This is a genomic window from Paenibacillus sp. yr247 (genome assembly GCF_900103825.1).
Lineage (GTDB): Bacteria > Bacillota > Bacilli > Paenibacillales > NBRC-103111 > Paenibacillus_E.
In genome coordinates this window covers 37,255-57,043 of sequence record NZ_FNIF01000022.1, presented here as the reverse complement: position 1 = coordinate 57,043, position 19,789 = coordinate 37,255, and the positions used below count along the sequence as shown (strand labels likewise).

Genomic DNA, 19,789 nt, shown 5'->3' with positions numbered 1-19,789 from the left:
CATGCAAAAGAAGGTCATCCTCGATGTAGATACGGGAGTAGACGATGCTCTAGGTATCCTATTAGCTGTCCGCAGCGGGGAAATGGATGTACTTGGCATCACCACAGTGAACGGAAACGTTTCATTGGACCAAGCGACTAAGAATACATGCAAGATCCTTCAATTACTTGGGATGGAGCAGAAGATTCCCGTCGTTAAAGGAGCAAACAGGCCTTTGATGCGCTCTACTTTTTTTGAGCATCGCGTCCATGGTAAAGACGGGCTTGGCGGAGCTTTAAGTGACATGCTGATTCATACGAAGGTGGCCGATGGGCATGCATCCGATTTCATCGTGGACCAAGTGAAGCAGCATGCTGGAGAAGTCACTTTGGTCATGACTGCGCCGCTGACAAATCTGGCCTTAGCTGTGATGAAGTATCCTGATCTGATCCATCAGGTGAAAGAAGTGATTGTGATGGGGGGCGTAGTCCAAGGCTTCGGCAATGTGACGCCCACTGCGGAGTACAACATGTACGTCGATCCTGAGGCGGCAAAGATCGTTTTCCAAGCAGGTTTTCCAGCCTTAACGCTCGTAGGGTTGGATGTGACCCGTAAGGCTCTGCTGACAGAGGAGCATATCCGAGAACTCGGGGATTCTCTACTAAGCCGATATATTAAGGAAAGCACGGCGGACTATATGCAGCGGTACTATGAACGCAACGGAGTCAGGGCATGTGCGCTTCATGATCCTCTTGCCGTCGGAGTTGCTCTGAATAAACAGCTTGTCACTACACGCCATTATTACGTTGATGTAGAAACTAAAAGTGAGCTGTGCGACGGACAAACGGTATGTGATTTTCAGAATCGCTTGTCCAAAGAGGCTAACGTTCATGTTTGTACCGATGTATCGGCTGACGAATTTCTCCAGCTTTTTATCCACGCGCTGCGTGCCTAGCGAACCCATGAACAGGAGAAAAGCTACATGAAAAAAACCCACTTAACTTTATTATTGCTGCCGGGATTACTGTTCCTGACTGTTTTCATGGTGGTTCCGATCCTTCTTACGATAGGTTCGACTTTTATCGATAAAGGGACATTTACGCTTGGAGGGTACTTGAATTTCTTCAAAGACCCTTACTTTCTCAAAATTGTGTGGACGACACTGCGTGTCAGCTTGGTAACCACCCTCCTATGTATATTGCTTGGATTTCCGGTAGCGTACTTTATCTCTAAACAGAGTCAGAGACAAAAGGCGATCCTGCTTGCCTTAGCGATTTTTCCGCTGCTGACGAGCTCGGTTGTCAGGTCGTTCAGCTGGATGATTATTTTGGGAAAAAAAGGATTACTCAACAATGCTCTGATCACCATCGGTCTCATAAAGGAACCATTGGATATTTTGTATACGCCGGCAGCGATGATGATCGGTCTCATCCATTTGTTTTTGCCGCTCATTATTATTACGTTGGTCGGTGTTCTTGAGAATATAGATCCGGATCTGATCAAAGCGGCAGAGAGCTTGGGGGCTAATCGATTTACGGCTTTCGTTAAGGTCATCGTGCCGCTTAGCGTACCCGGATTAATTATAGGAAGTATTCTTGTTTTTGTCGGAAGCTTGACGGCCTATACGACGCCGGCTTTGCTCGGAGGCAAGCAGCGGGTCATTTCCACATTCCTCTATCAGAATGCGATTACTCTTAACGATTGGTATCTCGCCTCCGTTATTGCCGTGATTATGATCGTGATCACCTTTGTGGTCATCGCGATTATGAACAGACTAGCTGCTAAATTAAATCCGAAGGGGTAGAAGTATGCGGGAGAAGAATCGAGGGCTGGCCTTATTTACGCTTCTTGTTTATATGTTCTTGCTCGGGCCGCTCGTCATTATTGCATTTGCTTCATTTGAACCAGGGAGTATATTGAAGTTCCCGCCGACAGGATTCTCTTTAAAATGGTACCGCAACATTCTGGAAGTCAAGATGTTCATGACCACTGCGGGCACCTCAATCTTCGTATCGCTGATCGGTAATTTGTTTGCGCTGCTGATCGGTATACCTGCGGCTTATGCATTAAGCCGATTTGAGTTTAAGGGGAAAGAAGCACTGAATGCGGTTTTTATTTCCCCGGTGCTTATTCCTGGTATCGTCCTTGGGTTTACGATGCTCAAGTACCTTATTGTCATGTATCACCTGCCGATATACGCAGCATTGCTGATTGGGCATACGGTGATCATGCTTCCTTTTATCATCCGCGTTATTGCATCAAGCTTATCGAACTTCGATTTTGCGATCGAGGAAGCTGCGCTAAGTCTTGGGTCCAGTCAACTTAAAACCTTTTTCAAAGTGGTTTTGCCGAACATCAAATCCGGTATTATCGCTGCCATTCTAATAGCTTTTTTGGAATCTTTTAATAATGTCGACATCTCGGTCTTTATGACGGGACCCGGAGTCAGTACACTGCCAATCCAGATGCTGACCTATGTAGAGAACCATTTTGACCCAACGATTGCGGCTATTTCTGTATTGCTAATGATCTTCACTGCGGTACTTATGTTCATCATTGAACGGTTGATGGGTTTATCCTACTTCACCAAACGATAACGGAGGCTTTCATCCATGGCATTGCTATCACTGGAAAATATATCGGTTGCCTATGACCAGCAATATATTCTGCAGAACTTCAACCTGAGTGTTGAAAAAGGAAGTCTGATCTCGCTGCTCGGTCCAAGTGGATGCGGGAAAACGACGACTTTGCGGCTTATCGCGGGATTCATAGAGGCGAAGGCGGGCAAATTCTCATTAAACGGAAAAGATTACACACACGTTCCCGTCAACAAACGGAACTTTGGATTCGTGTTTCAGAGCTATGCATTGTTCCCGCATTTGTCGATTTACGATAATGTGGCCTTCGGCCTTCGTCTTCGGAAGGTGAGTGGAGCGGAGCTTGATCGACGTGTCCGGAACATCCTGGATAGCGTAAGCTTGTCAGGCTTCGAGAAGCGCTTTCCGAAGGAGCTTTCCGGAGGCCAAAGACAGCGGGTCGCCATTGCCCGCGCACTAGTGATCGAGCCGGAGCTGCTGCTCTTCGACGAACCCCTCAGTAATTTGGACGCCAATTTGCGCATTAACACTCGGGTGGAGATTCGCCGCATTCAGCAGGAGTTGGGTATCACCACCGTTTATGTTTCCCATGATCAGGAAGAATGTTTCTCGATCTCGGATCAGGTTGCGATTATGAATAAAGGGATCATTGAGCAGCTAGGCGCTCCGGCAACGATTTTCAAATATCCGAAAACGGAGTTCGTGGCTCGTTTTATCGGATTTACGAATTTTATTACTTTCGATACAAGATTTGATGGAAACGAAGAAATTTTGTTGAAGGTGAAGGACTATATGTTCACCGTAACTAAGCATGCCAGCAAGGGAGAACAACTGGGTAAGCAAGGGGCTATTCGTCCAGATGATGTCGTAATCGGAATGTCAGATGAAATCGAGGAAGGCCCGAATCGATTGACAGGCCGCATCAAAGTCAGCACCTTCCTCGGGAGAAGCTATCAATACGTCGTCGAGACGGCGCTGGGAGACTTTACAGTGAATAAAGAAATGGAACTTCCGTATCACAACGGTCAAGAGGTTCGGCTTCTTTTTCCAAGCGAGAAATTGGTGTTAGTTAAGTAGTGTACTTGGAGGTGAAGACATATGCATGTAGATTTACTGATCGAGAATGTACAGATTTATAACAGCTACTTTAAAACATTCGTTCAAGGCAACGCAGCCATCTTGGATGGAAAGTTCCTATATATTGGGAAGCGAGGAGCCGAAAGCTTTGAAGCGGCCGAGCGCTTGGACGGGGAAGGGCGCTATATGATTCCTGGTCTCATTGATATCCATCTGCATATTGAAAGCACCATGGTCACACCGGAAACGTTCTCCTACGGACTCATTCGCAATGGTGTTACGACGATCGTACCAGAGCCTCATGAGATCGCAAATGTCTTCGGACTAGATGGGGTAAAGGAAATCATTAAGGCTAGCCAGCATTGTGTAGCGGACATGTTCTATGCCATCCCCAGCTCGGTTCCTGCCACTTCGATGGAAACGACTGGTGGCGCAATTGAAATTGAGGATTTGGACGAGCTGCTTCGTACGGAACGAATCATCTGTTTAGGCGAAATCATGAACTACGTAGACGTCATAACGGATCCTGACAGCAAAACGAATCACATCCTAAACCATATTCGCAGCCACTATCCTCATCTCATTATTGAAGGACATGTTCCAAAACTACTGGATTTGGATTTGCATCGGATGATCTACAGCGGGGTGGATTCCGATCATACGCATCAGACGATCGAAGGTATGGAAGCTCGGATCGCCGCGGGCATGTTTATAGAAATTCAAGAAAAATCGATGACGCCTGAAGTGATGGCGTATTTGATGGAGCATGAGGTATCCGAGCATTTTTGCTTTGTTACCGATGATGTGATGGCCGACTCCTTTGAACGGCGAGGGCACTTGAACCATATTGTCCGTAAAGCAATCGAGATGGGCATGAAGCCTGAGCAGGCGATTTATGCCAGTACGCTTTCTCCAGCCAAAAGGATGCGGATGTATGATCGCGGCGTTATAGCGCCCGGGAAAATTGGTGATTTTCAGCTGATTTCCAATCTGGAGCAGCTGACGATAGACCAAGTTTTCAAGCACGGATGTAAGGTATACGATGTACATGAGGCTTACACCCCCACAACAAGCTCACCCGCCTTTCCGGCACACTATTATCAAAGCGTTCATATGTTACCGTTAACGGAAGCGGATTTCTCCGTCAACATCGGAGCAGCGGATGATCGTTATGCATGCCGCGTGATGAGGGTGAAGGATGGATCTACATTTACAGAGGAACATCAGGTCGAGGTTGAAGTTCGGCAAGGGAAGCTTTGCTGGCAGGAAAGCGGTAGCGGACTCATCGCTACGTTTGAACGCTACGGGAAAAATGGAAATCGCGCTTATGGTTTAATCGGCGGCGATACGATCAAGAGAGGAGCCGTGGCGACAACTTATTCTCACGATAACCATAACTTGCTTGTTGTCGGGCACAATCCCCTCGATATGATGATTGCAGCTAATGAAGTGATCAATAATCAAGGGGGCTTTAGCGTCGTTGAGGATGGCAAAGTAATTGCCAGCCTTAGATTGCCTGTCGGCGGTATTTTAACAGAGGTCCCTTTGGAGCAAGTAGCCAAGGAAGTAGAACACCTGCGTAAAGCCATGGAATCGTTAGGCTACTTCCATTATAACCCTATTATGTCAATCAGCACGCATTCTTTACCCGTAAGTCCTGCTCTCAAAATTACGGACTTTGGTTTAATCGACGTCAATAAAGGCAAAGTCGTACCTTTAATCATCCATAGCTAATTTATTGAACTTGATTTAATTCAGAACCTGATAGGAATATGAAACAAGCTAAATCATGATGGCTGTAACCATCGTGGTTTAGCATATTTTCGTTGATGTTGGTTAAACTAGCAATTGGATGGTATAAAAAAGTCCAAAGTGGTTGATGAATTTCAAATCTTTTTCATTTATAATTTGTTTTGTCATCGAGATATCAAATAAATAAAAATGGGGGCTATCTTATGGACATGTATATCTATTATGCGATATTTTCTATTATCTTATTATTTGGTTTAGTTACTACTTTTATGATTGGTTTTTCTCGTAAGAATCGTGAAGGGGATCAAACTTATTTCCAGAAAATGGGTACAAAATGGGTTCGCCTTACATCTTTTTATGTGATTGCAATTGCTGCCGGATTGTTAGCCTTGCTAGCGTATATTCGGTACTCAATCGGATAAATAGAACCACGTTTTCGCAGGGGATTGCGATGACGTGGTCATTTTTTTATTTACAATGAATTTGTAAAGCCTCGTATAGATGTGTAAGTCCTGGAATAATCTCTTCGAAACGTGGTCTTGCAAAGCTAATGCGAATACAATCCTGATCTGATCCATAAACACTTCCCGGAACGAAAAGCACGCCTCTTTTGATCGCCTCATCCAGCAATTTGAAATCATCTACCTCGCGATTGATTTTACACCAGAGGTTAAGCCCACCTTTTGGAGGTGTATAAGTAATGTAATCGCTCATTATATCTTGTAAACCACGCATAAGTTCATTTCTTTTCTTCAATAATCCCTTGCGTAATAAATTAATTTGATTCTCGCAATGCCCATCCGCAATAAATTGGTTGGCTACCCACTGTGGAATGCGGCTCAAACCGAAATCCATTTGCTGCCTAGCATCGGTTAAACGATTCACAACAGCTTGAGGGGCTATTAACCAACCGATACGTAAACCGGATGCAGCAATTTTGGATAGGGAACCTATGTATAAGACATTGCCAGTCTGATCTAACGATTTCAATGTGGGTGGAGGATCCCCGTTAAGGGCAGTCAACGTAAAAGGATCGTCCTCGACAATAGGTATTCCAAGCTCAGAGGCAATCTCTAACAATCTGATTCTTCGTTCTGGAGCAATAACACTGCCTGTTGGATTTTGAAAATTCGGGTTCAAAAAAAGCATGCGTATCCTGTGCTGACGGTGTAAGGTGACAATATCCTCGGGATTAATACCGCGGTCATCCACGGGTAAACGGAATAAACGGAGGCCCGCTGATTGAAACATAGGTAAGGAATAACAATACGAGGGGTCTTCGATGGCAACGGCGTCTCCAGGACTAAGAAGGCACTGTGTAATCAGATATAAAGATTGCTGGGAGCCAGAAGTAATCAAAATGGACGAATCTGTGCTATGGATATGAAGATGCTGTTCGAGAAACGAAACGAGGGTTTCCCTAAGGGGGGAATAGCCCTGCGGGTCATCGTAGCCAAGCTGCTCTTGAAAGGGTTGCTTTTGCAAAAGCTCGCGCACGATTTCGTTCGGAAATAAATCGTCAGATAATTCGCCGCTCGCAAAGTCGATGATACCTGATCCTTTACGCAATTCCTCACGAATACGACGAATGAAAGGAAGATTCGGTAGGAAGGTGCCGCCTTCCACATAGGTTTTCCAGTTTGGAGTTTGTTTGGGGGCAATTCCCCATTTGTGCTTGGTCACCCTTGTACCGCTTCCTTTGGCACTCTCAACGATGCCAGAAGCGCGCAGTTCTGCATACGCGAGTACAACCGTACTGCGGTTTACTTCAAGGTAGTCTGCTAATTTTCTTTCCGAAGGGAGTGTACTTCCCGGTGGAAATTCTCCAAATGATATTCTACGTTCCATGAAATCTGCGATTTGCTGGTAGATTGGTTTTTTAATTGATCTATCTGGTTTCCACATCAACTCTCATCACCTTCATTAAAGTATTTCCAGGGATTAAGAAATATAAAGCAAAATTAGTATATCATCTGGTAGGGATGAGAATTTAGATTAGTTTGAGTCTAATGTTCCAATATTATGAACTTGGATGGGGCAATTTGTACATAATTGGATGGTCACATGGCAGTCATTGACCGATATGATGATTACAACTAGCAAATTGGAGTTGAGTAATAATAAAGATAATCGCTTATAAAGGGGGATTCATAAAGAGATGGACAAGTTAAGCGGAAAGAAAATTGTCATTGCTGGTTCCAGAAAAACGGATGAAATGAGCTTATTAATTGATAAACAGGGAGGAATCCCTATCGTTCGTCCTTTACAAGGTCTTTTATACTTTGATGAGACAGCGGTAAAACAAGAACTATTATTTTGCGTGAATAATAAGGTGGATTGGTTTGTTCTCACTACGGGTACTGGAACAGATACACTGCTGGGTGCTGCAGAAGTGTTGGGAATTCATTCAATCTTGATTCGAAAGATGAAAGAAGCAAAAGTAGCAGCACGTGGATATAAGACATATGCCCTACTAAAGAAATTAGGTATACAACCAGAAGTCGTCGATGAGGATGGAACGACGCAAGGTTTAATTAACCGTTTGATCTCCTATGATTTCTCAGGCCAAACCGTAGTTGTCCAGCTGCATGGAGAACCTCAGCCAACATTGATTCAATTCTTAGAGGAGCGGGGGGCGAATGTCATTCCATTGTTGCCTTATCGCCATATAGAACCCGAGTCTTCCACATTGGAGACGTTGTGTCATGAACTTTCAACAAGTTCAATAGAAGCTGTTTGTTTCACAACCGCGGTGCAGGTACGATATCTATTTGGTTATGCAAGACGGCAAGGGATTGTTGATACCGTTCGAGAAGCGTTTTCCACTCATGTAAAGGCAGTCGCGGTTGGAAAAGTAACGGCCGAAGCTTTGAAAGATGAAGGCTTGAAACTCATAATCACACCTGAAAGCGAACGTATGGGAGCTATGATTATTGAATTAGCAAAGTATTTTGCGAGAGATTCAAACATGAATTAATAGGAATGAATAAGGGGGAAATGAATAAAGAAGAAGCGTAAAGTTCGTGTGGCTGTCGTGCAGTCTGCTCCTACACTTTTCGATAAGGCCTCTGCTTGAGATAGGTACTGGAACAGTGCTATTGAAATTCCTGGAGATGATATAGAAGCTCTTGGTGAAATAGCCAAAGCAGCGAGTGCTTACTTGATTGTTGGCGTAGTTGAAAGAGATCATGAATTCAGCAAATCGACATTATACAACTCTATTGAATATATTGGTCCAGATGGACAATTGCTTTTCTCTTCAACTCGAATAAGCCATGAAACCAACTGGTTTCATGGCTTACTTTATGTCGCGTGTCATCGACACAGAAAGTGAAATAAAATTTCAAAAATATATTTACAAAATGAAATAAAACTCGTTATAATATGAGTAACAAATCAAAGTTACAAATGAAACCGTAGAGGGTGATGCCCATGTTAAAAGGTGGATTAGTAAGCATAGAAGCGGCTATGGGAAGTTTAAAGCCGATGGAGCGCAGGGCTGCACAATATATATTGGAACATCCGGAAAAGGTAGTCAGCATTTCCGTACAAAAGTTGGCGGAGTTCGCTGACGTAAGTGAAGCAACGATAGTTAGGCTTTCACGGTCCCTTCACTGTAAGGGATTTCAGGAATTAAAGCTGCGGATCGCCGGTGATTTATCAAAATCGTCGCTACCTACAGAATCGTATCAGGAATTCCGTACCGATGGATCGATAGTAGATCTCATCAAATCGGTAACCAACAACAATATTGTTTCTATCCAAGATACGTTAACGGTTCTCTCTCCGGAAAGTGTGGAAAAATCCATTAATACGCTGAGCAGTGCAAGGAAAATCGGCATTTTTGGTATAGGTGCATCCGCGGTTATCGCAAAAGATTTCAATCAAAAGCTAACGCGTATTAATCGCTGGTGTGAAATCGGTACAGGATTTGATGCACAAGCAACTATAGCAGCTAATCTGATTCCCGGCGATGTAGTATTCGGCATTTCCTATTCGGGCCAAACAGAAGACATGATTCGCTCGTTGGCTGTCGCTAAAAATAACGGTGCCTCTATCATCACGTTGACCCGTTTCGGATCAAATCCGGTATCGGAGCTTGCGGATATACAGCTGTTTGTAAGTACCTTAGAGAAGAGTATCCGTAGCGGTGCAATGTCTTCTAGGATTGCTCAGTTGAACGTGATCGATATTTTGTATGTTGGAATCGCTGGCCGTCATTATGATGAGAGCATCAAATCTCTGGAAAAGACACGACAAGCGGTAAAGGTTGGGAAACGCAATGGATAAGGTGGACCGCTTAGTGGAAGGTTGGCTTCGTGACGGGCTACTGCCGGGAGGCGTGCTTGACATCACCGTATCAAACCGCTTACGATTCCAAAAATCATATGGATTGTATTCGGATGGCACAAATGAACGTCCGATTCATCTTGATACTTTGTTCGACATTGCATCCCTTACAAAGGTAACTGCAACGCTTCCAGCAATTCTCGTTCTAGTGGCCAAAGGGAAGCTATCGCTGGATAGCTCCGTGCAGCATTACTTGCCTGAATTTCGCTATCCGCAGGTAACACTGCGCCATCTATTGATGCATGCTTCCGGGTTGCCGCCGGATTTGCCTTATCTTCCGCGCAAAGCGGCCCGGACTGGACTTATCGATGAAATTCTGACGCAAGAGCTTCTATTTATACCGGGTGAGGACAAACTGTATAGTGACCTCGGTATGATCCTTCTGGGGATCATTATAGAACGTGTTTCAGGAGAGCCGCTGGATCGCTTCGTCAGGGAGCATGTATTCGAACCGCTTGATATGCGCAATACGTTGTTTACCCCTGGCCCTGAACTCCAAGATCGCATTGCCGCTACCGAACAGGTAGATGGAGATTTCATCATCGGTGAAGTTCACGACGAAAAGAGCTTCCATCTTGGCGGTGTTTCCGGCAGCGCTGGGTTATTCGCAACAGCGGACGACCTGGCACGCTATGCGGCATGGTGGTTACAGCCGGAAAAATGGGGCATAGTTCCTCCTTCGCTGATGCGAGAAGCCACTGCGCATTCCGTACGTGGCCGCGGACTCGGTTGGGAGGTATGGCATGATCCCGCAAGCGTTCCGAGCTGCGGAGAAAGTTGGCCTATGGGAAGTTTTGGTCATACAGGTTTTACCGGAACGAGTTTATGGATTGAGCCTGAACAGGGATTAAGCGTCGTATTTCTTACTAACGCGGTTCATTTCGGTCGAAATAACAAGATCCGTGAGCTCCGTCCGATTTTGCATGAAGCGGTTTTATCCTCTGTATGAGGTTAAACATATAAGTAAACATTAAAGGGAGGCTTTTCTAAATGAAACGTTTATTCAGTGGGGCATTAGTAACAATGGTAGCAGCATCATCCCTGATGGTCGCTTGCAGCAGCAACACCGCAACTCCTAGCACAACCCCTGGAGGAGCAACTACGGCACCAACGGCAGCTTCACAGGAAAAAGTGAAGTTGACAATGGGCAGCTGGCGTACTGAAGATACGGAAGCTTACGCAAAAATCATTGCTGAATTTAAGAAGAACAACCCGAACATTGACATCGAGTTCAAGCCGACCAAAAATACGGAATACAACACAGCCCTAAACACAGCGCTGCAAAGTGGAAACGGTCCTGATATTATTCATCTTCGTCCTTATGCTGCTGGTGCTGCGTTGGCAGATGCCGGTTACTTGGAGCCGCTAAGCAGCCTTAAAGGAATGGACGTATTCGCTAAGGACACTCTGCTGGCCGCAACAGGAAAAGACGGTAAAGTATACGGCGTACCAACTGTATTCAGCTCGACACAAGTGTTTTACAACAAGAAAATCTTCCAAAAATATAATCTTCAAGAGCCTAAAACGTGGGATGAGTTATTGAAAACGGCTGATACGCTGAAAAAAAATAAAGTAACTCCGTTTGCTTTCGGTTCAAAAGAAGGTTGGATTCTTTCCCTGACTCAAGGTACACTTGCACCTTCCATTTACGGCACAGATTTCATTAAGAAAGTACTTGCCGGCGATGCGAACTTCAAAAGCCCGGAATATGTAAGTTCCATTAAAATGCTGAAAGATCTGACGCCTTACTTCCCAGATAATTATGTGGGGGTTGGTATGGACGACATGAGGAACATGTTTGTTACCGAGCAGGCAGCTATGATGGTAATGGGTGATTGGGAGTATGCGGTCATGAAGAAAACGAATCCGGACCTGCAAATGGATGTGTTCCCAGTTCCGCCGATGAAAGCAGACGGCAAGCCAACGGTTACGACTTGGGTAGACGGCTCGTTTTCAGTGAATGCGAAATCTGCTCATAAGCAGGAAGCTCTTAAATTTATGGAGTTTTTGACAACGAAAGAGTTTGGAGCGCTTGCTGTAAACGAACTGCAAAAACCAAGTACAATCCCAGGTGTGGCGGCGAAAGATCCGCTTGTAGCCAAAATCGCTAAGAATGCAGACACAATCTCAACACCTTATGCAGCGGTTGTTTACTTCAATGCAGGCAACCCTACGACAAAAGCTACTTTGGAAAACTCGATTCAAGGCATGTATTTGAATAAATTAACTCCAGAACAAGTGACGGAAGAAGTTCAGAAGAGCGCAGATACATGGTTTAAGCCTAAAAAATAAGTTATAAGAGGGGTGGGGGCACATGAATAACTTGGCAAAATCGTCCGGGTGGAAAAAGGGAGCAGTTCATCTGTTCCCGGTTCCTGCCCTCGCAATTTACATTCTGTTCGTGATCTATCCGATCATTTCGGCGTTCGGTTACAGTTTTTTTGACTGGAAAGGTCTCGTTCGCGGGGAGTTTGTAGGGCTTGGCAACTTTGTAAGCCTGTTTACGAAAGAACCGTTCAATCATTTGTTTTGGAATGCTTTCGGTCATAATCTTTATTATTTTGCTGTAGAGATGGCTGTACAGAACGTGCTTGCGTTTGTGCTCGCCTATCTTGTTTATAGCAAACTTAAGGGTTCGAGCTTTCTGAAAATGGCTTACTTTTTGCCAAGGCTGCTTTCAGTCATCGTGGTGGGCTTTTTGTGGAAGCTAATGCTGAATCCAAACAATGGTGTTGTCAATGTGCTGCTCAAAAAGATCGGTCTTGTTTCATGGGCAAAACCTTGGCTCGGCGATCCGGCTACGGCGCTAACATCAATTACACTGGTCAACAGTTGGTTCGGCATTGGTTTCTCCATGTTGATTTTTCTCGCCGGTCTACACTCTATTTCACCGGAAGTCATTGAAGCAGCGCGGCTGGACGGAGTAAAAGGCTTTCGTCTTATCCGTTCCATAATCCTGCCTATGATGAGCCAGTCGCTTATCATTATTACCGTGTTTACATTTATCCATGCTTTCGAAGCGTTTGAACTCATCTATGCCATGGAAGGTTCGCAAGGGGAACCTTACAACGCCACCGACACGCTCGCCGTATTCTTTTATCGGATTGCGTTTGGCGGCTCGTCAGGCGGCGACTCAGTCGCATTGGGCCTTGGATCGGCATTGGCAGTTGTACTATTTTTCATTATCGCAACGGTATCCGCTTTGTTCTTGTACTTCACAAGGAACCAATCGGCTCAATAAGAAGGTGAGACTTTGAGCTACGCACAAAGATCCCTATAAATGGAGGCAGACCATGAAAACCAACAAATCAGTTCGGGGGCTCCAATACGTTGCGGCGTACCTGGGGGCACTGGTCAGTTTGTATCCGATCTTTCTGATGCTGACCTCCTCATTAAAGACGAATATCCAAATTTTGAAAAACCCGATGTCGCTGCCGACTTCCATATCGTTTACAGCATATAGTAAGCTAATCCATCAAATTCCTTTTGGAACTTATTTTTGGAACAGTGCCGTGGTAAGCGTCGTTTCTGTTGCTTTGATTCTGCTGTTTGGCGTTATGGCGTCATTTTATATCGCAAGATACCCATTCCGTTGGAATGGTGCGTTGTTCTTCTTCTTTCTCCTAGGCATGATGATTCCTATTAAGCTTGGGATCGTACCGCTATTCCTTTTGATGAAGCAGCTTTCCCTGTTGAACAGCATTTGGTCACTTGTTAGCGTGTATACAGCGATCGGATTGCCGCTTGCTGTCCTGATCTTAACCGGTTTTTTCCGTACGCTGCCGAAGGAGCTTGAGGAAGCAGCACGCATCGATGGTGCTTCGGATTTCGGTGTGATGTGGCACGTTTTGCTGCCGCTTATCCGCCCAGCGCTCGGGACGGTCATGATTATGAATTTTATTATGGCTTGGAACGATTTTTTCTTCCCGCTGATTTTTATTCAAGACGATATGAAAAAGACGATACCGGTCGGCATGCTGTCGCTATTCGGACAGTACTCTACGGATTTAAGTATGCTGTTCGCTGGACTAACGCTGGCTTCTGTGCCAATGATTGTCTTGTTTTTCCTCGCATCGAAACAGTTTATGGAAGGCATGACGGCAGGAGCGGTGAAGTAGTATGGCCGAAACGTTGGGTGCGAAAGGTATATTATTGCCAGCTGAATATGAGGGCAGAAAATATATAGGTATTGACGGCGGAGGGACAAAAACGGTATGTATCCTCGGCGACCATGAAGGCAACTTATTAGCTGAAAGCCGGGGAGAATCCAGCAGTGTGAAATCCCGACCTTGGGAGGATGTGCAGCGGGTTTTGCTCACTCTCATCAAGGATGTGTTAGACCGCTCGGGTACGGACGTATCCCGATTAGGCGGAATCTTCCTCGGACTTGCCGGGAGTGACCGACCGGAAGACCGAAAGCGGATTGTCGACTGGCTGCAATCCGAATTGCCGGAAGGCATTCCAATCACCGTACACAATGATGCAGTAACCGCTTTGGCTGCCGGAACTTGGGGGCAGAAGGGCATTGCGCTCATTTCAGGCACAGGCTCGATCGCGTATGGTTTCGATCCGGCAACGGGCGAGTTTGTACGAGTCGGAGGTTGGGGTTATTTACTCGGTGATGAAGGAAGCGGGTTTGATCTTGGGCGGAAGGCGCTAATAGCTGTCATGCGGGCGTATGACGGCCGGGGGGAGCCTACAACTTTAACGAGGTTAGTACTTGAACGTTGGTCCTTACAGCATCCGGGGCAATTGATCAATACCATTTATGGCCAGGACAATGTACGCACCACGATCGCGGATGGATCGAAGCTTGTCATGCGGGCTGCGGCAGATGGAGATCCGATAGCTGTTAAGTTGGTGGAAGAAGCGATTCAGGAGCTCGAAGAGTTGGTTCGGACTGTAGTAACTTCCATGGCGATACAGCTGCCAGATGAGGTAAGCAAGAGCAGCCAATTGGTGGAGAATACGATCCCTCTTGTGATAACGGGAGGCTTATTCTCGGATCAAATGTTCGAACAACGCTTTATGCAAACAGCGACCATGCGGTCCGGCGTGTTCGACGTCCGGCTGCTTGAGCGGCCGCCGGTGATCGGAGCTTATCTGCTTGCCTTGCAGGAACGGGGCTTTGAATTAACGGAACTAATGAAACAACGGATAGCAGCATTTGTCTTCAGTTGACAGATAAAGGCAAAGCCAAATATCCATGAAAAGGAGGCAAGGTAACGTGGTACAACAAGAGAAGAATCAAACGGTTACCGAGCAGAGAAATGCAAAGTCACATCAACTAGATCGACTTAGTGTTCGGGAAATCGTGACTTTAATGAATGAAGAAGACCAAACGGTAGCTCACTCGGTAAGTGGAGCTATACCGCAAATCTCCAATGCAGCTGAAGCGGTTGTTGAAGCGATGACCCTCGGCGGCCGACTTTTCTACATCGGAGCTGGAACCAGTGGACGACTGGGTGTTCTGGATGCGTCGGAATGTCCTCCTACATTCGGTGTAGAGCCGGATTTGTTTAACGGCCTCATTGCTGGTGGGGAAAAAGCGATTCGTGCAGCGATTGAGAACGCTGAAGATGACGAGGAGGCTGGAGTACGTGCCATTGCAGATGTTGCACGAGCGGGCGATATTGTCGTCGGCATCACAGCAAGCGGGACTGCACCCTATGTTATCGGTGCTATGCGAGAGGCAAACCGTCTGGGTTTAGCGACAGTCGGAATTAGCTGTAATCGGGATACTCCATTGAGCGCAGTGGTGAAATATCCGATCGAAGTACCCGTTGGACCAGAAATTATTACCGGATCAACACGGTTAAAGGCTGGGACGGCGCAAAAAATGGTACTCAACATGCTCTCCTCGACTGCAATGATCCAAATGGGGAAGGTTTATGGCAATTTGATGGTAAACGTTCAAGCGACTAATAAGAAGCTCAGGGAGCGTACCATACGGATTATAGAAGAAGCAACCGGCGCTGATGAAGAAACTGCGCGGCGCTATGGAAATGAAGCTGAGGGAGATGCAAGAGTCGCTATTCTGATGTTGATGTTTAAAGTAAGCAGGCAGAAGGCCTCGGATACACTCGTTCAGGTACGCAACCATTTTGGTAATGCGGTAAAACAGCTCGAACAAAGTCAAGGTTCCTCCAGCTAGTCGATGTATTAAGAAGCTAAGTCAATTTGCAGCAGCGGATAGACTTAGCTTCTTTTTTATTTTGCGGGAGCGACCGTTTACGGAGACCAATCCCAGTACAGAAGTTATCTTCTTTTGCTCTGAATCCTATTTACCTTTTCTCCGACATCAAGCTATGAAAGATCATCCCTAAGACGACACATATCATACCTATCCAAGACAGAGCTGAAGGAAATGCAGCTGTAAGAAGCACTAATTCCCCTCCAACTGCAAAAATGATTTCACCCGCCTGCGTCGCTTCTACAGCGGCTAATTGATTTACAGACCCTTTTACCATATCGGTCGCAGAGAAAAAGAGTACTGTTGCAATGACTCCTGAACAGATGGCTACAATTGCCGATTGGCCAATTTGCCCAGCGCTCGGCGTGCCGGCATAAAAAAGAGCATAGATTGAAAGCAGAATCCATAACGGAAGGCTGGCTAATGTCATCCCAAGGACGCGCTGGTAGGCATCCAGCCGCCCTTCGCAAACCTCCATCATTTTACGGTTGCCAAGGGGATAAGCAAAAGCAGCGAGAATTACCGGTATTAACCCTAAAAGAACATCATTGAAGGAGAGAAGACTGGCATGCTCCAATTGTATAATCACTACGCCAAATAAAATGATGAGTGACATTAGCAAACCTTTTACCGGAATTGGTTCTTTCATCCGTATAGGCCCGTCTGTTGTTACAATGACCTTGCTGAACAACGGGGCAAGTAATGAACCAGCAACAATAGTAACCTGCCAGGAAGCCGCGATAAGCCACCCCGGTCCATAGGCAGCGGAAAAACATAGCGGCACATAAAATAATCCGAATCCGACTAAGCTCCAGCCCATCCATGTCCATAATTGCTTCTGCATATGGGTAAGCAGCACCCGCAGATTTCCCCTGATCATAACAATCACAAGAAGAATAGGAAGCATGAATAAATAACGAAGCGATGCACTCCAAATCCAATAGCCGCCAGACAGCTCCATGGCACGGTTCATGATGAAAGAGAAGGAGAAAAAGAAGGATGCCAGAATGCCGTAAAGCATCGGGAGAGATGATTTCATCCAGCCAAATAAGCTTCCTTCACTAGATTGTTGACAAGCAGTAATTTAGCGTCATCCTCTAAAATGATTTCACCGGTCTGTATGACATAGCCGCGATGAGCGATTTGCAGCGCGTGATATGCATTTTGTTCCACGAGCAGAATCGTCATCCCCTTAAGGTTCAGTTCTTGAATGATTTCAAAGATTTGATCTACGATGACCGGTGCTAATCCCATTGATGGCTCATCGAGCAGCAATAGCTTCGGTTTCATCATGAGCGCTCGGGCAATCGCAAGCATTTGTTGTTCTCCGCCGCTCATGGTGCCGCCGGCTTGGTTCAACCGTTCTTTCAAACGGGGAAAATAGTCAAAGGACTGCTCCATGCGCTCTTTGATTACTTTTTTATCCTTCACTGAAAACGCGCCCATTTCCAAATTTTCCTTTACAGTTAAACGAGGGAAAATGCGCCGGCCCTCCGGCACATGAGCAATGCCATCCAGCGCCGTTTGATGAGGCGGACAAGCGGAGATGTCTTTTCCGTTAAATAGGATGGAGCCCTTTGTTTTAACTTGCCCGCAAATGGATTTAAGTGCTGTAGATTTCCCTGCTCCGTTACTACCGATCAATGTTACAATTTCCCCTTCATTCACATGTAACGTAATTCCCTTTAATGCGTGGATTCCGCCATAGTAAGCCTGAACCTCTTGAAGCTGCAGCAAGCTCATGAAATCACCTCTTGTTCTATTGCGCTTTTACCTAAATAAGCTTCGATCACTCGTGGATTCGAACGAATCTCACGAGGAGATCCCTCGGCTATTTTTTCGCCGTGATCCAGTACGAGAATGTGATCGGAAAGATCCATGACGAGTTTCATATCATGCTCAATTAAAATGATCGATATCTCCAACTCCTGCTGAATACGTCGGATTAGCCCGATCAATTCCACCGTTTCGCGAGGGTTCATTCCCGCAGCGGGTTCGTCGAGCAGCAGCACTTTCGGTTTGGCCGCCAATGCCCGCGCGATTTCCAGACGTCTTTGCGCTCCGTATGAGAGGCTGTTTGCTTTTTCATTGAGCAGCGGCTCGAGACCTACATATTGAAGCATCCGGTAGGCATCGTCCACCGCTTTTTGCTCCTCAATCCGAACCTTGGGAAGACCCAATAGTGTGCTGAATATACCTGCTTTCAGATGAATATGCATACCGACCATCACATTTTCGAGAACGGTCATATTCCCAAACAACCTAATATTTTGAAAGGTACGGGCTATGCCCTTCTCCGTTATACGATCCGGCTTAACCTTCACGATCGACTTGCCTTCCAGTTCGATTTGGCCCTCATCAGGTGTATAAATACCGGTGATCATATTGAAAAAAGTCGTTTTTCCGGCACCATTCGGACCTATGACAGCGGAAATCTTACCTTTCTGAAACTCAAAATGGACACTGTTTACGGCAACCAATCCGCCGAACCGTTTGACCAGATTTTTTACACACAAGACGGTCATGGGGCGATCCCTCCGCTTTGTTGATTGACTTGCTGTGCGGAACCTAAAGATGAAGCTGATGCCGATGAAATGCGGTCTTGGATCTGCTTTTCGTTCACCTTGCGATTCTTCGCAGGAATCAATCCATTAGACTTAAAGATAGCAATCAGGATTAAAATTGCGCCAAAAATAAACCGCTGCATTTTGGATGGGGATAAGGCATTAGGAACGTGAACCACTCCTTGCAGCGTCAATTGATTCAACCAGTTCGTGAATTCCGTCAGCACCTGCAGGTTGAGGATTGTAACAAGTGCAGCTCCGAGAATAACCCCTGGAACGCTCCCCATTCCACCTAAAACAACCATGACCAAAATGGTCGTGGACTCAAGGAGTGTAAAGCTTGAAGGATCAATAAACGTTTGTTTGGCGGCAAATACGACGCCCATCATCCCAGAGAAGGAAGCACCTACCGCGAACGCGGTTAGCTTGGTGCGGATTAACGGGATCCCCATCGACTGCGCGGCAATTTCGTTCTCCCGAACCGCTTTCCAAGAACGCCCCAACCGGGAATGCTCAAATCTCCTGACTCCGAAAATAACAAAGGCCAAGATCGCGATAACGATAAAATAAAACTGATGAGGATGCGTAAATTCATAACCGAACAAATTCGGAGGCTTAATCGATGAAATACCCATAGCACCGTTCGTGATATTTACCGGTTTCTCAAGGTTGTTGAAGATGATTCGGATCATTTCCCCGAAGCCGAGCGTGACGATAGCCAAATAATCTCCTTTTACCCTAAGCACCGGTAAACCGAGAAGAACACCGAACAGCGCAGCCATAAAACCGCCAATGAAAATAAACAGCCAAAACGTGGAACCGGAAAGCGGGAAAATATCGCCTGGTATGAAGTGATTCGCTTGAGCGGTGGAAAAGATACCGTACGTATACGCCCCGATTGCGAAGAAGGCGACAAATCCCAAATCCAGAAGTCCAGCGAACCCAACAACGATGTTCAGCCCTAACGCCATCGCGATATAAATGCCGCTTTGCGTTGCGACTTCCATATAGGAATCGTAGGCGGCTCCTCCCGATGTAGCAAATGGAATGATCAAGATGAGAAGGGCGCCTCCGATGATCCATTTGACTCCATTGCTGAAAGATGTGTAGTAAAGCATGAGAAGAGAGGCCAATAATAATAAAAATGCGGTAACGGATTTAGCGGTCAAATATACGCTTAATGACGTGAGCGCGACGAAGATTACAAGGATAAGGGCTTGAATTTTCGTGTTTTGCGACAATACCTGTTTAATTTTATCCATCGCCATCACCTACAC

At 45.9% G+C, this 19,789-nt stretch carries 19 protein-coding genes and 1 pseudogene; 15 read left to right on the top strand and 5 right to left on the bottom strand.

Annotated elements, in window-relative coordinates; translation table 11 throughout:
• Window position 1: 1 nt before the first annotated feature.
• From BLT91_RS24120 to BLT91_RS24095, 6 genes are all read left to right on the top strand, one after another.
• On the top strand, window positions 2-934 hold the full coding sequence (locus BLT91_RS24120) for a nucleoside hydrolase (RefSeq protein ID WP_090825757.1): 933 nt from the start codon (window positions 2-4) through the stop codon (window positions 932-934).
• A gap of 27 nt (window positions 935-961) precedes the next feature.
• Window positions 962-1,783 carry an ABC transporter permease gene (locus tag BLT91_RS24115; protein ID WP_090825755.1) on the top strand — a complete coding sequence of 274 codons (822 nt, stop codon included), beginning with the start codon at window positions 962-964 and terminating at the stop codon, window positions 1,781-1,783.
• Window positions 1,784-1,787: 4 nt separating this feature from the next.
• Window positions 1,788-2,576, top strand: a complete 789-nt coding sequence (locus tag BLT91_RS24110) for an ABC transporter permease (protein ID WP_090825752.1) — start codon at window positions 1,788-1,790, stop codon at window positions 2,574-2,576.
• Window positions 2,577-2,591: 15 nt separating this feature from the next.
• The gene (locus BLT91_RS24105; protein WP_090825749.1) at window positions 2,592-3,653 is read left to right on the top strand and encodes an ABC transporter ATP-binding protein; all 1,062 of its coding nucleotides are present in this window, start codon (window positions 2,592-2,594) and stop codon (window positions 3,651-3,653) included.
• Window positions 3,654-3,674: 21 nt separating this feature from the next.
• Window positions 3,675-5,387: an adenine deaminase C-terminal domain-containing protein gene (locus tag BLT91_RS24100; RefSeq protein ID WP_090825746.1), complete on the top strand. Its 1,713-nt coding sequence runs from the start codon at window positions 3,675-3,677 to the stop codon at window positions 5,385-5,387.
• A gap of 221 nt (window positions 5,388-5,608) precedes the next feature.
• Complete coding sequence (locus BLT91_RS24095; RefSeq protein ID WP_090825743.1) at window positions 5,609-5,827, top strand: hypothetical protein; 219 nt, start codon at window positions 5,609-5,611, stop codon at window positions 5,825-5,827.
• Between the two features lie 46 nt (window positions 5,828-5,873).
• On the opposite strand, the gene BLT91_RS24090 is transcribed toward BLT91_RS24095, so the two are convergent.
• On the bottom strand, window positions 5,874-7,310 hold the full coding sequence (locus BLT91_RS24090) for a MocR-like pyridoxine biosynthesis transcription factor PdxR (protein WP_090825740.1): 1,437 nt from the start codon (window positions 7,308-7,310) through the stop codon (window positions 5,874-5,876).
• 253 nt (window positions 7,311-7,563) lie between these two features.
• Here BLT91_RS24090 and BLT91_RS24085 point away from each other — a divergent pair, with 253 nt between their 5' ends.
• The 9 genes and pseudogenes from BLT91_RS24085 to murQ all read left to right on the top strand — a co-directional run bounded on the left by BLT91_RS24085 (window position 7,564) and on the right by murQ (window position 15,909).
• Entirely contained in the window at window positions 7,564-8,382 is an 819-nt protein-coding gene (locus BLT91_RS24085) for a uroporphyrinogen-III synthase (protein WP_090825737.1), read from the top strand.
• Between the two features lie 117 nt (window positions 8,383-8,499).
• Window positions 8,500-8,739: pseudogene (locus BLT91_RS33155) on the top strand (hypothetical protein); the annotation flags it as partial.
• A 98-nt stretch (window positions 8,740-8,837) separates the two neighbouring features.
• Window positions 8,838-9,695 carry a MurR/RpiR family transcriptional regulator gene (locus BLT91_RS24080; RefSeq protein ID WP_090825736.1) on the top strand — a complete coding sequence of 286 codons (858 nt, stop codon included), beginning with the start codon at window positions 8,838-8,840 and terminating at the stop codon, window positions 9,693-9,695.
• A 13-nt stretch (window positions 9,696-9,708) separates the two neighbouring features.
• Window positions 9,709-10,704, top strand: coding sequence for a serine hydrolase domain-containing protein (locus BLT91_RS24075; RefSeq protein ID WP_254777120.1), 996 nt, complete (start codon window positions 9,709-9,711; stop codon window positions 10,702-10,704).
• A gap of 41 nt (window positions 10,705-10,745) precedes the next feature.
• Window positions 10,746-12,047: an ABC transporter substrate-binding protein gene (locus tag BLT91_RS24070; RefSeq protein WP_090825731.1), complete on the top strand. Its 1,302-nt coding sequence runs from the start codon at window positions 10,746-10,748 to the stop codon at window positions 12,045-12,047.
• Between the two features lie 22 nt (window positions 12,048-12,069).
• The gene (locus BLT91_RS24065) at window positions 12,070-12,996 is read left to right on the top strand and encodes a carbohydrate ABC transporter permease (protein WP_090825728.1); all 927 of its coding nucleotides are present in this window, start codon (window positions 12,070-12,072) and stop codon (window positions 12,994-12,996) included.
• Window positions 12,997-13,048: 52 nt separating this feature from the next.
• The gene (locus BLT91_RS24060; RefSeq protein WP_090825725.1) at window positions 13,049-13,873 is read left to right on the top strand and encodes a carbohydrate ABC transporter permease; all 825 of its coding nucleotides are present in this window, start codon (window positions 13,049-13,051) and stop codon (window positions 13,871-13,873) included.
• A 1-nt stretch (window position 13,874) separates the two neighbouring features.
• Window positions 13,875-14,936, top strand: a complete 1,062-nt coding sequence (locus tag BLT91_RS24055; protein ID WP_090825722.1) for an N-acetylglucosamine kinase — start codon at window positions 13,875-13,877, stop codon at window positions 14,934-14,936.
• 46 nt (window positions 14,937-14,982) lie between these two features.
• The gene (gene murQ, locus BLT91_RS24050; protein ID WP_254777119.1) at window positions 14,983-15,909 is read left to right on the top strand and encodes an N-acetylmuramic acid 6-phosphate etherase; all 927 of its coding nucleotides are present in this window, start codon (window positions 14,983-14,985) and stop codon (window positions 15,907-15,909) included.
• A 130-nt stretch (window positions 15,910-16,039) separates the two neighbouring features.
• On the opposite strand, the gene BLT91_RS24045 is transcribed toward murQ, so the two are convergent.
• Genes BLT91_RS24045 through BLT91_RS24030 form a run of 4 tightly spaced genes read right to left on the bottom strand, consistent with a single transcriptional unit; the run spans window position 16,040 to window position 19,774 of the window.
• The gene (locus BLT91_RS24045; RefSeq protein WP_090825717.1) at window positions 16,040-16,987 is read right to left on the bottom strand and encodes a DMT family transporter; all 948 of its coding nucleotides are present in this window, start codon (window positions 16,985-16,987) and stop codon (window positions 16,040-16,042) included.
• A complete protein-coding gene (locus BLT91_RS24040; protein WP_090825714.1) occupies window positions 16,984-17,691 on the bottom strand; it encodes an ABC transporter ATP-binding protein in 708 nt (235 codons plus the stop codon). The genes BLT91_RS24045 and BLT91_RS24040 overlap by 4 nt, the downstream gene beginning before the upstream one ends.
• Window positions 17,688-18,473: an ABC transporter ATP-binding protein gene (locus tag BLT91_RS24035; RefSeq protein ID WP_090825711.1), complete on the bottom strand. Its 786-nt coding sequence runs from the start codon at window positions 18,471-18,473 to the stop codon at window positions 17,688-17,690. Before BLT91_RS24035 ends, BLT91_RS24040 begins: the two co-directional genes overlap by 4 nt.
• Window positions 18,470-19,774, bottom strand: a complete 1,305-nt coding sequence (locus BLT91_RS24030) for a branched-chain amino acid ABC transporter permease (RefSeq protein ID WP_090825826.1) — start codon at window positions 19,772-19,774, stop codon at window positions 18,470-18,472. The genes BLT91_RS24035 and BLT91_RS24030 overlap by 4 nt, the downstream gene beginning before the upstream one ends.
• Window positions 19,775-19,789: the final 15 nt, after the last annotated feature.

Coding starts and splice junctions, on each gene's coding strand:
- BLT91_RS24055 (WP_090825722.1), top strand. CDS start 13,875: ATGGCCGAAACGTTGGGTGCGAAAGGTATATTATTGCCAGCTGAATAT.
- BLT91_RS24100 (WP_090825746.1), top strand. CDS start 3,675: ATGCATGTAGATTTACTGATCGAGAATGTACAGATTTATAACAGCTAC.
- BLT91_RS24085 (WP_090825737.1), top strand. CDS start 7,564: ATGGACAAGTTAAGCGGAAAGAAAATTGTCATTGCTGGTTCCAGAAAA.
- BLT91_RS24045 (WP_090825717.1), bottom strand. CDS start 16,987: ATGAAATCATCTCTCCCGATGCTTTACGGCATTCTGGCATCCTTCTTT.
- BLT91_RS24095 (WP_090825743.1), top strand. CDS start 5,609: ATGGACATGTATATCTATTATGCGATATTTTCTATTATCTTATTATTT.
- BLT91_RS24080 (WP_090825736.1), top strand. CDS start 8,838: ATGTTAAAAGGTGGATTAGTAAGCATAGAAGCGGCTATGGGAAGTTTA.
- BLT91_RS24090 (WP_090825740.1), bottom strand. CDS start 7,310: ATGTGGAAACCAGATAGATCAATTAAAAAACCAATCTACCAGCAAATC.
- BLT91_RS24105 (WP_090825749.1), top strand. CDS start 2,592: ATGGCATTGCTATCACTGGAAAATATATCGGTTGCCTATGACCAGCAA.
- BLT91_RS24040 (WP_090825714.1), bottom strand. CDS start 17,691: ATGAGCTTGCTGCAGCTTCAAGAGGTTCAGGCTTACTATGGCGGAATC.
- BLT91_RS24065 (WP_090825728.1), top strand. CDS start 12,070: ATGAATAACTTGGCAAAATCGTCCGGGTGGAAAAAGGGAGCAGTTCAT.
- BLT91_RS24120 (WP_090825757.1), top strand. CDS start 2: ATGCAAAAGAAGGTCATCCTCGATGTAGATACGGGAGTAGACGATGCT.
- BLT91_RS24030 (WP_090825826.1), bottom strand. CDS start 19,774: ATGGATAAAATTAAACAGGTATTGTCGCAAAACACGAAAATTCAAGCC.
- BLT91_RS24035 (WP_090825711.1), bottom strand. CDS start 18,473: ATGACCGTCTTGTGTGTAAAAAATCTGGTCAAACGGTTCGGCGGATTG.
- BLT91_RS24110 (WP_090825752.1), top strand. CDS start 1,788: ATGCGGGAGAAGAATCGAGGGCTGGCCTTATTTACGCTTCTTGTTTAT.
- BLT91_RS24070 (WP_090825731.1), top strand. CDS start 10,746: ATGAAACGTTTATTCAGTGGGGCATTAGTAACAATGGTAGCAGCATCA.
- BLT91_RS24115 (WP_090825755.1), top strand. CDS start 962: ATGAAAAAAACCCACTTAACTTTATTATTGCTGCCGGGATTACTGTTC.
- BLT91_RS24060 (WP_090825725.1), top strand. CDS start 13,049: ATGAAAACCAACAAATCAGTTCGGGGGCTCCAATACGTTGCGGCGTAC.